Below are 12992 nucleotides of genomic sequence, written 5' to 3'. Positions count from 1 at the left end.
TCAGTCCGCGTACTTGATGCGAGGGTCGAGCGCCATATAGGCCATGTCGACCAGGAAATTGACGACGACGACGCAGAAGGCGATCAGCATCACCAGGTTCTGGACGATCGGGTAGTCGCGCCACAGGATGGCCTCGACGAGGAAGCGAGCCACGCCCGGGATGTTGAACACGGTCTCGGTCACGATCAGGCCGCCGACGAGGAACGCCGCCTCGATGCCGATGATGGTGACGACCGGCAGCAGCGCATTGCGAAGGGCATGCTCGTAGTTGACCGTAGTCTGCGACGCGCCCTTGGAGCGTGCCGTCCGGATATAGTCCTGCCGCAGAACCTCGAGCATGGACGATCTCGTCAGACGCATGATCAACGCCGAACTTCGGAATCCGACGGCGGCCGCTGGAATGCTGAGCAACAGCATCTCGTCGATGAAACTTCGTGGCTCATTCGTATAGATCGGGATCATGCCGAACCACTGGACCGACGCCATGAGGATCAGCAGGCCGAGCCAGAAAGAGGGCAGCGACAGGCCGCTCAGGCTGATGATGCGCAGCAGATAGTCGATCGCCGAATTCTGCCGGACGGCGCTGATGACGCCGAGCGGCACGCCGAGAATGATCGAGAAGAAAAGCGCCAGGCCGGCCAGCTTGGCGCTGATCGGAATGCGCGGCGCGATCTCCTCGAGAGCGGGCCGCTCCGACACGTAGGCGAAGCCCAGGTCGCCGCGCACCAGACCGCCGATCCACTGAAGGTATTGATCGAAGATCGGCCTGTCGAGGCCAAGCTCGGCTGCGATCTTGGCCTTCTCCTTGGGATCGGCGATGCCCGCCGAGTCCACAAGGATGTCGGCGATGTTGCCGGGCACCAGGCGCAGCATGACGAAGATGAGCACCGACATTCCGAAGAGTGTCAGAACCATCAATAGTACGCGGCGGGTAAGATACGCTCCCATCCTCGTCGTGCCTCCGTACGCTTAAGCGTTACTTGTCGAGCCAGACGTCTTCGAGACGCCAGCCGTTGTAGATGCTGTTGTGCTGCAGGACGAGGTTCTTCACGGCCGGCGCCCAGCAGGTGTTCGCGACGCCATGCGAGATCGGCGGACGGGCCGCGTCCTTGAGCAGAGCCTGCTCGATCTTCGTCACCATGGCCTTGCGCTTGTTCACGTCAGTCTCGGCGGACTGCTCGTCGATCATCTTGTCGATCTCGGGATTCTTGTACGCCGTGTAGTTGCGATCCGACGTGCTGTAGAAGTTCTCGTAGAACACGCCGTCCGGATCGTCGAGCCCGGCGCCCGTCAGGTTGAGACCGACCTGATAGTTCTTCTGCTGGATCTTGTTGTACCAGATCGTGGTGTCGATCGGCTCCAGCTCGGCATCGATGTAAATCTGCTTCAACTGGTCGATCAGGATGACGGCCGGATCGCGATAGATCGCGATGTTGCGGGTCGCCACCTTGATCTTGAGCGGCTTGTCCGGCCCGTAGCCCAGTTCCTTCATGATCCCGCGCGCGATCTCGCGGTTCTTGTCGGCGTCAGGCCCGAAGCCGGGAAGCTTCTGCAGTTCGTCCTGCGTCATGCCCCAGACGCCAGCCGGCGGCGGCAGCATGGTCGCACCCTGCAGGTCGTTGCCCTGGGTGAGGATGTCGCTGAACGGCTTGCGGTCGAGCGAATAGACGAGCGCCTCGCGCAGCTTCGGATTGTCGAATGGCGGCGCATCGCGGTTGACCAGCAGATTGGTGTGCACGTTGGTCGGTCGCGCCTCGCAGATTGCGTCCGCCTTCTGCCCCTTCACGTCCTTCAGCAGCGGGAAGGTGATGTCGGAATCGAAGGTGAGATCGTATTCGCCGGCGACGAAGCCCAGCACGCGGGTGCTGCGGTTCGGCACGATCTTGAACTCGACGACATCGAGATAGGGCCGCCCCTTCTTCCAGTAGTCAGGATTGCGGACCAGCTTGATGGCCTCGTTGCGCTTGAATTCAGCAACTTTGAACGGCCCGGTGCCGATCGGCTTGGAGCGCATCACCCGGGAATCGACATGGCACGGATAGACCGGCGAATAGCCCGCCGCCAGCATCGACAGGAACGAGGGCTGCTGACGCTCGAGCGTGAAGGTCACCTCGTTGTCGCCGCTGGTCGTGACGTCCTTCAGGTTCTTGTACCAGACCTTGCGCGGATTCTTGCGGATGATCTCCTGCTTGTCGTCCGCGCCGCGCAGAGCATCCCACGTGCATTTCACGTCCTTGGACGAGAAGGGCTTGCCGTCGTGCCACTTCACGCCGCTGCGCAGCTTGAAGGTGAGCTTCGTCTTGTCATCGTTCCATGACCAGCTCTCGGCGAGCTCGGGCACGATCTTGTCGGGACTGTTGATCTTCTCCTTCGGGTCGAACATCACCAGATTGTTGAAGACGGCCATGAACGGCATGTTCGTCGAGATCGTCGCTTCCTCATGAATCGACGCGCTCGGCGGATTGTCACGATGGGACACGCGGAGCGTCCCGCCCTGCTTCTGTGCAAAGGCAGGAGCGGATATGACCACGGCAGCCGCGAGGCCGCCGGCAAAGATTGCCAGGCGATTGCGCATTTTCTTCCTCCCAGAGGCACGCTCGTTGGCGTGTTCGTTCTTCCCCGTTGCCCGGCAGGCTATCACATCATGTGAGATGGCCAAGCCTTAAAGCGACGGACCTTTAAGTTCTATCTGGTTCCCTTCCGGATCATGGAAATAGACCGAGGGTCCGGTGCCTTCCGCACCGTAGCGCTGAACCGTTTCGCCGACCGATACCTCGAGCGGCGCGAGCCGCATGACGATGGCGTCACGATCGAATGGCTCGATGCGAAAGCACAAATGGTCCATGTTTCGCGCCGTCACGTGTGCGTCGTTGGCGACGAGGTCGAGCATCGAAGCACCTGCTCGCATCTGCACAAGTTGGAGCGTGTCGATACGCCGCTCCTCGCGAAAGCCCAGCGCCTCTTCGTAGAAGCGCACCATGCCCGCCAGGTCGCGCACGCGCAGCACGACATGATCGATCCGTTCGACTTTGAAGGTCATGGCGAATAGCTTCCTCCAGGCAAGTTCGAAGCAATGGAGAAGAGAATGGCGTTCGCAGTCAATGCCGCCAAGGCGCGCCTGAAGAAGAACGAGTTGTCGATCGGCATCGGCATCCGGCTGGTCCGCAACGTCGACATCGTGAAGGTGATGAAAGCCGCGGGTTTCGACTGGCTGTTCATCGACCTCGAACACGGATCGATGTCGATCGAGACGGCCTGCGAGATCGCCATCGCCGCCCAGGATTCCGGCATCGCCCCGATCGTGCGCGTACCGTATGGCGAACTCACGATGGCGACGCGCGTGCTCGACGGCGGCGCGCTGGGCATCGTCGTCCCACATGTCGATACGGCGGAGGAAGCGAAGGAGATCGCCGACAAGCTGCGCTATCCGCCACGCGGCCATCGCTCGGTCGGCGGCGGCCAGGCGCAGTTCGACTACGAGCCGATGCCGCTCGGTGAGATGACGACGAAGTCGGACGAGAACACGCTGATCGTGGTGATGATCGAGACGCCCAAGGCGGTCGAGAATGCCGAGGCGATCGCGGCAGTGCCGGGCATCGATTGCCTTCTCGTGGGCTCGAGCGACCTGTCGATGGAAATGGGCATCCCGGGCGACACCGGTAACCCGAAGGTCCAGGCCGCTGTCGACAAGGTCATCGCCGCCTGTACGAAGCACGGCAAGTGGCCGGGCATGGGCGGCGCTTATACCGAGGAGCTTCTCAAGCTCTACACCGACAAGGGCATGAAGTTCCTGCTGTCGGGCAACGACCTGCCGATGCTGACCGGCGCCGCCCGGGCGCACCAGTCGAAGGTCAGGGCGTTTCAGAAGTGAACCGGCGGGATCTGGGCCTTGGGCCAGCCAGGGACTTCCAGCTCCTGATTCCGTCGTCCTACGGCAACACTCTAAAGGCCTCGGGCCCAGTCGGACCTCGCCCCGACATTCGGATGGTCGGGGCGCAGGACGAATGCGCGCCGAGCCGGTTGCCTCGCTGGGTTACCGAGATGAAGTTCACCTTCCGGCGGACGTCCCATCCTCTGCCGGAACTGGACGGCCAGGAGATTGTCCAGAACATCTACCACTACGACGATTTCTTCATCGCTTCAGAGACGATCAGGGATTTCCTGCTCAGGATCGCAGAGGGCGAGGCGGAAGCCGTTCGGATCAACGTCCGCCACGACGATGGAAGGTCACCGCGAGAAACCTACTTCGCGGTGAAGATCCTGCGCACGATCGACTGCATCGATCTGACGAAATCGTTGGTCAACCGCGGACATCCCGCCTTCCGCGAGGACATCGTGCCCTTCGAACAGGACCTTACCTCGCTCGACCTCACATCCGAGCTGGCACCGGAGTTCGCGAACGTCGATGGGGCGAAGTACGTCTCGTGCCCGCGCTGGCAGCGTGCCAAGTCCATCACGCTGATCGAGAGTCGAATACCTGCCGACACGACAGTGTTCCAGCCTGCGTTCTGGCCAGGTCACCTGATCGCGACGGAAGATTTCGACTCCGAACTTGCAAGCCTCTGCTCGGGCGTTTCGCTGGGATACTGCTCCTGGCGGCTTCCCCTTTCCAACCCTCACGGCGCCCACATGCAACTCCTGCAGGACCTCAGGTAGCGCCCTACCGCTTGCCCTCGATCTCGATCTCGACGAGGTGCGGCTTGCCGGACTTGAAGGCCGCTTCGACGGCGGCCTTGATGTCGTCCGCCTTGGCGACGTAGGTGCCGGCGACGCCCATGCCCTTGGCCAGATCGACGAAGCCCATGGTGGGGCCGGTCAGGTCCATGTGCATGTAGGGCTTGTTCGACTTCACGTCGAAGCGCTGGCGATAGGCATCGATATTGTGCTTCAGCACGCGATACTCGCGGTTCGCCAGGATGACGAACACGATCGGCAGGTCGTGATGCGCCGCCGTCCATAGCGCCTGGATCGAATACATCGACGAGCCGTCGCCCGACACGCAGAGGATCGGCCGCTTGGCCTGGGCGACCGCGACGCCGATGGCGCCCGCCAGGCCCTGCCCGATGCCGCCGCCGCGGCCACTGTAGTAATCGCCCGGTCCCTTGAAGGTGAAGGTCTTGAAGAGATCGAGGTTGGCTGTGATCGTCTCGTCGACGACCACGACGTCCTGGGGCGAGCCGGCGCGAATCTCGGCCATGGCGCGTGCCATCGAGGTCGGCGTGCGCCCCCAGGCTTTTTCGACGCGCGCCTTCTGCGCGGCATCGTCGTCCGCCTTGCGCGCCTTCATCGCCGCGTTGCGCTTCGCAGCAGCCGCGGCATCGACACCCGTCAGGGCCGCATCGAGCGCCTCCAGCGCCGCCCCGGCATCCGCCACCACGCCGGCATCGAGGGCGAAGTTGTAAGCGAGCCGTGAAGCGCCCGCCTCGATCTGCAGCAGCTTGGTGCCGGTCGCAAACGGCGAGCCCGGCGCGTACCAGACTTCCTCGAAGAACGGCCCCCCCACCATCAGCACGAGATCATTGTCGGCCAGCTGCCTGGCCACGCCCGGCGCGTCGAAGGCCAGCGTGCCGCGATAGGCCGGATGATCGGTCGGGAACGAGTTCTGGCCGCGCAGGCCTTCGAACCAAACGGAGGCACCGAGCTTCTCGACGAGCTTGACCAGGGTCTTGTCCGCCCCGGCGCGGGCAACCTCGTCACCTGCGACGATGGCCGGGTTCTTCGAGGCCGCCAGCAGCTTCGCCATGGCGGCAATGCCGGCAGGATCGGGACGGCTCGCCGTATAGGAATGGCCGGGCTTACCGGCCGGAACGGACGTTTCCTGCTCCATCACGTCGATCGGCAGCGCCACGAAGACCGGACCGGCCGGCGCCTCGTTGGCGATCTTGAAGGCGCGCTGGAGAATGGGCCCGAGTTCGTCGGCGCGCTCGACCTGAACGCTCCACTTGGTCACGGGCGCGGCGATGGACGCGAGATCGTGGCCCAGCACGGGATCGCGCAGGCGCATGCGCGTGTCCTGCTGGCCGGCCGTGACGACCATGGGCGAGCTGTTCTTCAGCGCGCTGTAGATTGCGCCGATCGCGTTGCCGAGGCCCGGCGCCACATGGAGGTTGACGAAGGCGGTCTTGCCACTGGCCTGGGCGTAGAAGTTGGCCGCCCCGGTGGCAACGCCCTCGTGGAGATGGACGATGTATTCGAGCTGCGGATAGTCGGGCAGCGAGTCGAGCAGCGGGCTCTCGGTCGTGCCGGGGTTGCCGAAGATCCGGTCGACCCCGTGATTGATCAGCGTCTCCAACAGAACCTGACGTCCGCGCATTCGATACTCTCCCTTTGACTTTCCTGTCCCGGCCCCGCCCTTCAGCCCGGTCCGGATCGACGACTTACTGCATAGTACCGGGGCCGAAGCGCCCGTGGCATCGGAAGATGGCCGCTTGCACTGGTCCAGTTCCTCCCCGTGATACGACAGGCCGCAGAGCGCTCGGTTCATTGTTTCGGGCGGCCCTGCTAAGGAAATATCTGGAGGGTCGGAAGCACGGCATGGACGGAATTGTCGAGCGGCATTCGCCGGGCCTGGACGAGCTGGGAAAAGTCGCGCGCCATGACCTGGCGCGGCTGAACTATCCGCCGGCCAACTGGGTGCCGGAGAAGAACGGCCCTGACGGAAAGCCTGTCCTCGACGTCCTGATCGTCGGTGCCGGCATGTGCGGCCAGACCGTCGGCTGGGGCCTGCTGCGCGAGGGCATCCGCAACATCCGCGTGATCGAGCGCAACCGTCACGGCCAGGAAGGGCCGTGGAACACGACGGCGCGCATGCCGACCCTGCGCTCACCCAAGCATCTCACCGGCCCCGATCTCGGCGTACCGTCGCTCACCTTCCGTGCCTGGTACGAGGCCCAGCACGGCGCCGAGGGCTGGGAGAAGCTCTACAAGATCCCGCGCCTCGATTGGCTCTCCTATCTCCTGTGGGTGCGAAAGGTCGTCGACCTGGAGGTCGAGAACGGCGTGTCGCTGCTCAAGGTCGAGACCGCCGGCGACTTCCTGCAGGCGAGCCTGTCGACCGGCGAGACGATTTTCGTGCGCAAGATCGTGCTGGCCAACGGCCGCGACGGTTCGGGCGGCTTCCGCTGGCCGTCCTTCCCGTCGTTCGACCCGGACGATCCCGCCCGCGCCGGCCGCGTCCATCACACGCTGGAAGAGATCGACTTCGCCGCGTTCAAGGGCAAGCGCCTCGGCATCCTGGGCGTGCTGGCGACGGCGATCGACAATGCCTGCACGGCGCTGGAAGCCGGCGCGCGCGAGGCGATCTGCTACGCCCGGCGGCCACACCTGCCGCAGGTCAACAAGTCGAAGGGCGTCTCCTTCCCCGGCTTCCAGCGCGGCCAGGGCATGCTGGACGACGACTGGCGCTGGAAGATCTACACCTACATGCTGGCCGCCGGATCGCCGCCGCCGCACGAATCGGTGCTGCGCGCCCAGAAGCTGCCGGGTTTCGCCTTCCGTTTCTCCGAACCGTGGCTCGATGTGAAGATCGAGAAGGACGGCGTCACCGTGACGACGGCGAAGGCCACCGAGCGCTTCGATGCCGTGCTGATCGGGACCGGCTTCGACATCGATCTGGCGCGGCGCCCGGAACTGCAGTCATTTGTGGCCAACGTGACCCTGTGGGGCGACCGCCGGGCGCAAACGGAGGCCAGCGCCAATGCCGAGGCCGCGCGCTATCCCTATCTTGGCCCGGGCTTCGAGTTGATCGAGAAGGTGCCGGGCCGCACCCCGCACCTCGGCGACATTCACCTCTTCAACTGGGGCAGCATCTTGAGCCATGGCGCCCTGGCCGGCGACATTCCCGGCCTGTTCGTCGGCGCGACGCGCCTCGTACAGGCGATCTCGCATTCGCTGTTCCGGCAGGATGTCGAGCGGCATTTCCAGCGCATGGTCGACCTGGAGGATCCGGAGTTGGCGCCGACCGACTATTTCGTGCCGCGCGACAAGAGAGCCGGCACGCTCTGAAAGGGGAAGAAACATGCAGGCGGATTATGTCGTGGTCGGCGCGGGATCGGCGGGCTGCACCGTCGCGGCGCGCCTCAGCGAGACCGGCGCCTCGGTGATCCTGCTCGAAGCCGGTCCGAGCGACTGGCATCCGATGATCCACATACCGGCCGGCATCCGCTCGCTGATCCGCAATCCGCTGGTGAACTGGAACTATACGACCGAGCCGGAAAAGGGCTCGGGCGACCGCCGCATCGAGTGGCCGCGCGGCCGGACCCTGGGCGGCTCGAGTTCGATCAACGGCATGCTCTATGTACGCGGCGCGCCCGCCGACTTCGACAACTGGGCGCAGATGGGCTGCCGCGGCTGGAGCTACGACGACGTGCTGCCCTACTTCATGAAGTCCGAGCAGTACGTGCAGGGCGGCGACAAGGAGGTGCGCGGCCAGGACGGGCCCCTCAAGGTCGAGGACTACCGCACCATCCTGCCGCTCACCCATCGCTTCGTCGAAGGCGCGCAGCAGGCCGGCTTCCCGTTCAATCCCGACCTCAACGGCAAGACGCGACACGGGGTCGGCTACTCGCAGATGACACGGCGCGGCCGCTGGCGCGGGTCGACGGCCCAGACCTATCTCCGCGAAGCACGAGGCCGCCCCAACCTGCGGGTCGAGACCAACGCCCAGGGCGGCAAGCTGATGTTCGAGGGCAAGCGCTGCGTCGGCGTCACCTTCCAGCGTGGCGGCAAGCTCACCGAGGTGCGGGCCAACCGCGAAGTCATCGTCTCGGGTGGTGCGGTCAATTCACCGCACATCCTGCAGATCTCCGGCATTGGGCCGGCGGCGCACCTGCAGTCGCTCGGCATCCCGGTCGTGCACGACCTGCCTGGCGTCGGCGCCAACCTGATCGACCACTATGTCGTGCGTGTCGTGCATCGCGTGAAGGGCGCCGAGACGGTCAACGAGGTCTCGCGCTTCCCGCGTGTGCTGCCGGAGGTCCTGCGCTTCGCCTTTACCGGTCGCGGCGCGCTCACCTTCGGCGTGACAACGGCACAGGTCTTCTGCGACAGCCGTGAGGGGCTGGCCTCCCCCGACCTGCAGCTCCTATTCACGCCCGGCAGCTCGCATCCGCTGAAGTTCGGTCAACTCGACGAGCAGCCCGGCATGAGCTGCGTCGTCTGCGTCGTGAAGCCCGACAGCCGCGGCACCATCATGGCTGCTTCATCGGATCCCTTCGCGCGGCCGCACATCAAGCCGAACTATCTCACCACGCACACCGACGAGCTGGCGCTGCTGGGTGGCTTCCGGCACACGCGCCGCATCTTCGCGGCGCCGGCCCTCACCCAGCACAGCGAGGGCGAGATCCAGCCCGGCCCCGATGTGAAGACCGATGCCGACCTGCTGGCCTATGCCCGGCGTGCCGGCAACACGCTTTATCACCCCGTCGGCACCTGCAAGATGGGCGAAGACCCGCGTGCGGTCGTCGACTCGCGTCTGCGCGTGCACGGCCTCCAGGGCCTGCGGGTCATCGACGCCTCGGTGATGCCCACGCTGACGACCGGCAACACCAATGCGCCAACCATCATGATCGGCGAAAAGGGCGCCGCGATGATCCGTGAGGACGCCCGCTGAGGCTATCACCGGAGCCCGCAACTCCAGTTACGCGCTCCAATGAGGTTAGCGAATGGGCGGAGCGTACTGCAGGCCGCCCTGGGTCCACAGTGCGTTCTGGCCGCGCGGGATCTTGAGGAGCGAGCCCATGCCGACGTTGCGGTCGAAGCTCTCGCCGTAGTTACCGACCTGCTTGACGATGTTGTAGACCCACTTCTCGTCGACGCCGAGGGCCTTGCCCATGCCGGGCGTGACGCCAAGGATGCGCTTGATCGCGGGATTGTCGCTCTTCAGCATCTCGTCGACATTCTTCGAGGTGATGCCGGCCTCCTCGGCCTCGACCATCGCAAACTGTGTCCAGCGGACGATATCCTCGAACTGATTGTCGCCGTGGCGCACGACCGGTCCCAGCGGCTCCTTCGAGATCACTTCCGGCAGCACGATGTAATCATCGGGATTCGGCGCGTTGGCGACACGCGTGGCATAGAGGCGGGCCTGGTCGCCCGAATAGGCGTCGCACCGGCCGCTGAAGAAGGCGCTGCGGCTCTGGTCAGGATCCTCGAAGAGGACCGGCTTGAAGCTCATCTTGTTGGTCCGGAAATAGTCGGCGATGTTGAGCTCGGACGTGCTGCCGGTCAGGACGCAGATCGAGGCGCCGTTCAGTTCCTTGGCGCTTTTCACACCAAGCTTCTTCGGCACCATGAAACCCTGGCCGTCATAGTAGGTGACGCCCACGAAATCGAGGCCGAGCGCGGTGTCGCGAGTCAGGGTCCAGGTCGAGTTGTTAGACAGCAGGTCGACCTCGCCGGCCTGCAGCGCCGTGAAGCGCTGCTGGCCCGACAGCGGCACGTACTTCACCTTCTCCGAGTCGCCGAAGAGCGCGGCGGACACGGCGCGACAGATGTCGACATTCATGCCGGTCCACTTGCCCTGATTGTCGACCGTCATGAAGCCGGCAATGCCGCCCACGGCCACGCCACAGACGAGCTGGCCGCGCGTCCGGACGGCATCAAGGTCCTTGCCGGCCATGGCATAGCCCGACTGGAGGACCATGGCGGCTCCAAGTGCCATGGAAAGCAGTATCCTTTTCATCGCCCGTCTCCTCGTCGCTGGATCATTCGACCTTGGCGCCCACCGTCTTCACGACGTCGGCCCACTTGGCACGGTCGCGCGTCACCGTCGCCTGGAACTGCTCGATCGTCTCGTAACGCGGGGTGTTGCCGAGCTCGACCAGCTTCTTTTGGACGTCGGGATCGGCCAGCGCGGCCTTGATCGCCAGGTTCATCTTTTGCGCGATCGCCGGATCGAGGCCCTTCGGCCCGAAGACGCCGAACCAGGTGTAGCTCTCGAAGCCCGGCAGGCCCGCCTCGTCGATCGTCGGCACGTCAGGGATGGCCGCCACGCGCTGCTTGGTCGAGACGCCCAGCAGCTTCATCTTGCCGGCCGCCGCCTGCGGCATTGCAATCTGAACCTGGGCGAAGATGCAGCAGGTGTCGCCGTTCAGCACCGACTGGATGGCGTCCGGCGAGCCCTTGTACGGCACGTGCACCATGTCGAGCCCGGCCTTGGCAACGAATTCAGCGAAGGCGAGGTGCGTGCCGGCGCCGTTGCCGGTGGATGCATAGTTGTACTTGCCGGGTGCCGCCTTCACCTTGGCGATGAAGTCCTTGACGTCCTTGGCGTCGATCGCCTTTGGATTGATCGCCAGCACATTCGACACGTCGACCAGGGTCGAGATCGGCGTGAAGTCTTTTTCGACCTCGAACGGAAGCTTGCTGTAGAGGGCGGCGTTGATGCCGTGCGTGCCGGCCGTCCCCAGCAGGAAGGTGTAGCCGTCAGGCTTGGCCTTCGCGACGAACTCGGAGGCCACGTTGCCGCCGGCCCCTGCCTTGTAATCGATCACGATGCGCTGGCCGAGGGCCTTGTCGAGCAGAGGCTGCAGGATGCGCGCGACCACATCGGTGCCGGAACCCGGAGGGAAGCCCATCACGATGGTGATCGGCCGGGTCGGCCAATCCTGTGCCGATGCTGGAAAAACGGCCGATGCCGCATAGAGAAAAAGCGCCGTAGCGCCGAGCAGGAATCTGCGCACTGTGATCTCCTCGAAGTTCGCTACGATGCCGATGCAAGAAACGGGGAAATGACATGGGTTACATGACCGACGAGCGCCGCATGATCCAGGAGACGGCGCGCGCCTTCGTCATGAAGGAAGTGCTGCCGGTGGCCAACAGGCTCGACCCCGAGAAGGGCGACATCCCGCCGGAGCTTATCCAGAAACTCGCCGACATGGGATATTTCGGCATCGTCATCCCCGAACAGTATGGCGGGCTGGGCCTCGGCGTCTTCGAATACTGCCTGATCACCGAGGAACTGGCGCGCGGCTGGATGAGCGTGGCCTCGATCATCGCCCGCGGCAATGGCCTCAGTGCCGGCCGCGGCATGACCGAGGAACAGCGGGCAGTCTTCCTGCCCCGCGCCGCCCGCGGCGAATTCCTGGGCGCCGCCGCCATGTCGGAACCCAATGTCGGCTCCGACCTCGGCAGCATCGCCTGCCGCGCCCGCCGCGACGGTGACGACTGGGTCATCACCGGCAACAAATACTGGTGCACCTTCGCCGATGGGGCCGACTACATCATGCTGGTCGCCCGCACCTCCGACGCGCCCGATCCCAAGCGCAAGCATGTCGGCCTCTCCTCCTTCCTGATCGAGAAGCCGCGCGGCACGCTGCCGCCGGGCGTGAAGGGCGCGCCGATTCCCAAGATCGGCTATTTCGGCTGGAAGACATGGGAACTGGCGTTCGACGAGTGTCGGCTGCCCGGCTCGGCGCTGATCGGCGAGGAAGGCCGCGCCTTCTATTACATTTCAGCCGGCCTCGAGCGCGCCCGCGCCCATACGGCGGCCCGCGCCATCGGCCTCGCCCGCGGCGCCCTCGAGGACGCCACCGCCTATGCCCAGGAACGGCGTCAGTTCGGCCAGGCGATCGGCGATTTCCAGAACACGCGCTTTCGCCTCGCCCGCATGGCGACCGAGATCGAGGCGGCGCGCCAGCTCATGTACTTCGTCTGCGACGAGATCGACCAGAAGCGGCGCTGCGACAAGGAAGCCGCAATGGTGAAGTTCTTCGCGTCCGAGATGGCCGAGCGCGTGACGTCCGAGGCGCTGCAGGTGTTCGGCGGTGCGGGCTACACCACCCTGCATGCGGTCGAGCGCTATTGGCGGGACGCGCGTCTCACCAAGATTTTCGAGGGCACCTCGGAGATCCAGCAACGTATCATCTCCGATCACCTGCTCGGCAAACCGAACGCGGCCTGAGCAGACGCCGGAAAATTGCGCTGCCGCGCGCCGTACAACTGGATGGCGCCTGGTGGACTCTCTAGAGTGGAAGACTTTCAAGAGCGTTTCT

General features: G+C 64.6%; 11 protein-coding genes. 5 read left to right on the top strand and 6 right to left on the bottom strand.

Annotation, left to right across the window (positions count from 1 at the left end):
• The 3 genes from ACO07I_RS19135 to ACO07I_RS19125 all read right to left on the bottom strand — a co-directional run bounded on the left by ACO07I_RS19135 (position 1) and on the right by ACO07I_RS19125 (position 3040).
• Complete coding sequence (locus ACO07I_RS19135) at positions 1-948, bottom strand: ABC transporter permease (protein ID WP_422010071.1); 948 nt, start codon at positions 946-948, stop codon at positions 1-3.
• A gap of 28 nt (positions 949-976) precedes the next feature.
• On the bottom strand, positions 977-2575 hold the full coding sequence (locus tag ACO07I_RS19130) for an ABC transporter substrate-binding protein (protein WP_422010069.1): 1599 nt from the start codon (positions 2573-2575) through the stop codon (positions 977-979).
• 87 nt (positions 2576-2662) lie between these two features.
• Positions 2663-3040 carry a VOC family protein gene (locus ACO07I_RS19125; protein ID WP_422010067.1) on the bottom strand — a complete coding sequence of 126 codons (378 nt, stop codon included), beginning with the start codon at positions 3038-3040 and terminating at the stop codon, positions 2663-2665.
• A gap of 45 nt (positions 3041-3085) precedes the next feature.
• Between ACO07I_RS19125 and ACO07I_RS19120 the strand changes: the two genes are divergently transcribed.
• Complete coding sequence (locus ACO07I_RS19120) at positions 3086-3871, top strand: HpcH/HpaI aldolase family protein (protein WP_422010065.1); 786 nt, start codon at positions 3086-3088, stop codon at positions 3869-3871.
• A gap of 113 nt (positions 3872-3984) precedes the next feature.
• Entirely contained in the window at positions 3985-4656 is a 672-nt protein-coding gene (locus ACO07I_RS19115; RefSeq protein WP_422010063.1) for an imm11 family protein, read from the top strand.
• Positions 4657-4660: 4 nt separating this feature from the next.
• Here the strand turns inward: ACO07I_RS19115 and ACO07I_RS19110 are convergent, their stop codons facing one another.
• Positions 4661-6313, bottom strand: a complete 1653-nt coding sequence (locus ACO07I_RS19110) for a thiamine pyrophosphate-binding protein (RefSeq protein ID WP_422010061.1) — start codon at positions 6311-6313, stop codon at positions 4661-4663.
• A gap of 221 nt (positions 6314-6534) precedes the next feature.
• Here ACO07I_RS19110 and ACO07I_RS19105 point away from each other — a divergent pair, with 221 nt between their 5' ends.
• Both ACO07I_RS19105 and ACO07I_RS19100 read left to right on the top strand, forming a co-directional pair.
• Entirely contained in the window at positions 6535-8004 is a 1470-nt protein-coding gene (locus ACO07I_RS19105; protein ID WP_422010059.1) for an FAD/NAD(P)-binding protein, read from the top strand.
• A gap of 13 nt (positions 8005-8017) precedes the next feature.
• Positions 8018-9610 carry a GMC family oxidoreductase gene (locus ACO07I_RS19100; RefSeq protein WP_422010057.1) on the top strand — a complete coding sequence of 531 codons (1593 nt, stop codon included), beginning with the start codon at positions 8018-8020 and terminating at the stop codon, positions 9608-9610.
• A 45-nt stretch (positions 9611-9655) separates the two neighbouring features.
• Here the strand turns inward: ACO07I_RS19100 and ACO07I_RS19095 are convergent, their stop codons facing one another.
• Together ACO07I_RS19095 and ACO07I_RS19090 are read right to left on the bottom strand one after the other, a co-directional pair.
• Positions 9656-10681 carry an amino acid ABC transporter substrate-binding protein gene (locus ACO07I_RS19095; protein ID WP_422010055.1) on the bottom strand — a complete coding sequence of 342 codons (1026 nt, stop codon included), beginning with the start codon at positions 10679-10681 and terminating at the stop codon, positions 9656-9658.
• Between the two features lie 22 nt (positions 10682-10703).
• On the bottom strand, positions 10704-11681 hold the full coding sequence (locus tag ACO07I_RS19090) for a Bug family tripartite tricarboxylate transporter substrate binding protein (RefSeq protein ID WP_422010053.1): 978 nt from the start codon (positions 11679-11681) through the stop codon (positions 10704-10706).
• 53 nt (positions 11682-11734) lie between these two features.
• Between ACO07I_RS19090 and ACO07I_RS19085 the strand changes: the two genes are divergently transcribed.
• Positions 11735-12901 (top strand): acyl-CoA dehydrogenase family protein, encoded by a 1167-nt coding sequence (locus ACO07I_RS19085; protein ID WP_298308509.1) that lies wholly within the window; start codon positions 11735-11737, stop codon positions 12899-12901.
• Positions 12902-12992: the final 91 nt, after the last annotated feature.

The organism is Reyranella sp., from assembly GCF_965227665.1.
Classification (GTDB): domain Bacteria; phylum Pseudomonadota; class Alphaproteobacteria; order Reyranellales; family Reyranellaceae; genus Reyranella.
Note: the sequence above shows the minus strand (reverse complement) of the source record. Positions and strands in the feature narration are given on the sequence as shown.

What these genes read in the sequence shown, in the direction of transcription:
- ACO07I_RS19120 (WP_422010065.1), top strand. Translation starts at nt 3,086, where the DNA reads ATGGCGTTCGCAGTCAATGCCGCCAAGGCGCGCCTGAAGAAGAACGAG.
- ACO07I_RS19135 (WP_422010071.1), bottom strand. Translation starts at nt 948, where the DNA reads ATGGGAGCGTATCTTACCCGCCGCGTACTATTGATGGTTCTGACACTC.
- ACO07I_RS19095 (WP_422010055.1), bottom strand. Translation starts at nt 10,681, where the DNA reads ATGAAAAGGATACTGCTTTCCATGGCACTTGGAGCCGCCATGGTCCTC.
- ACO07I_RS19110 (WP_422010061.1), bottom strand. Translation starts at nt 6,313, where the DNA reads ATGCGCGGACGTCAGGTTCTGTTGGAGACGCTGATCAATCACGGGGTC.
- ACO07I_RS19115 (WP_422010063.1), top strand. Translation starts at nt 3,985, where the DNA reads ATGGTCGGGGCGCAGGACGAATGCGCGCCGAGCCGGTTGCCTCGCTGG.
- ACO07I_RS19085 (WP_298308509.1), top strand. Translation starts at nt 11,735, where the DNA reads ATGGGTTACATGACCGACGAGCGCCGCATGATCCAGGAGACGGCGCGC.
- ACO07I_RS19105 (WP_422010059.1), top strand. Translation starts at nt 6,535, where the DNA reads ATGGACGGAATTGTCGAGCGGCATTCGCCGGGCCTGGACGAGCTGGGA.
- ACO07I_RS19130 (WP_422010069.1), bottom strand. Translation starts at nt 2,575, where the DNA reads ATGCGCAATCGCCTGGCAATCTTTGCCGGCGGCCTCGCGGCTGCCGTG.
- ACO07I_RS19125 (WP_422010067.1), bottom strand. Translation starts at nt 3,040, where the DNA reads ATGACCTTCAAAGTCGAACGGATCGATCATGTCGTGCTGCGCGTGCGC.
- ACO07I_RS19100 (WP_422010057.1), top strand. Translation starts at nt 8,018, where the DNA reads ATGCAGGCGGATTATGTCGTGGTCGGCGCGGGATCGGCGGGCTGCACC.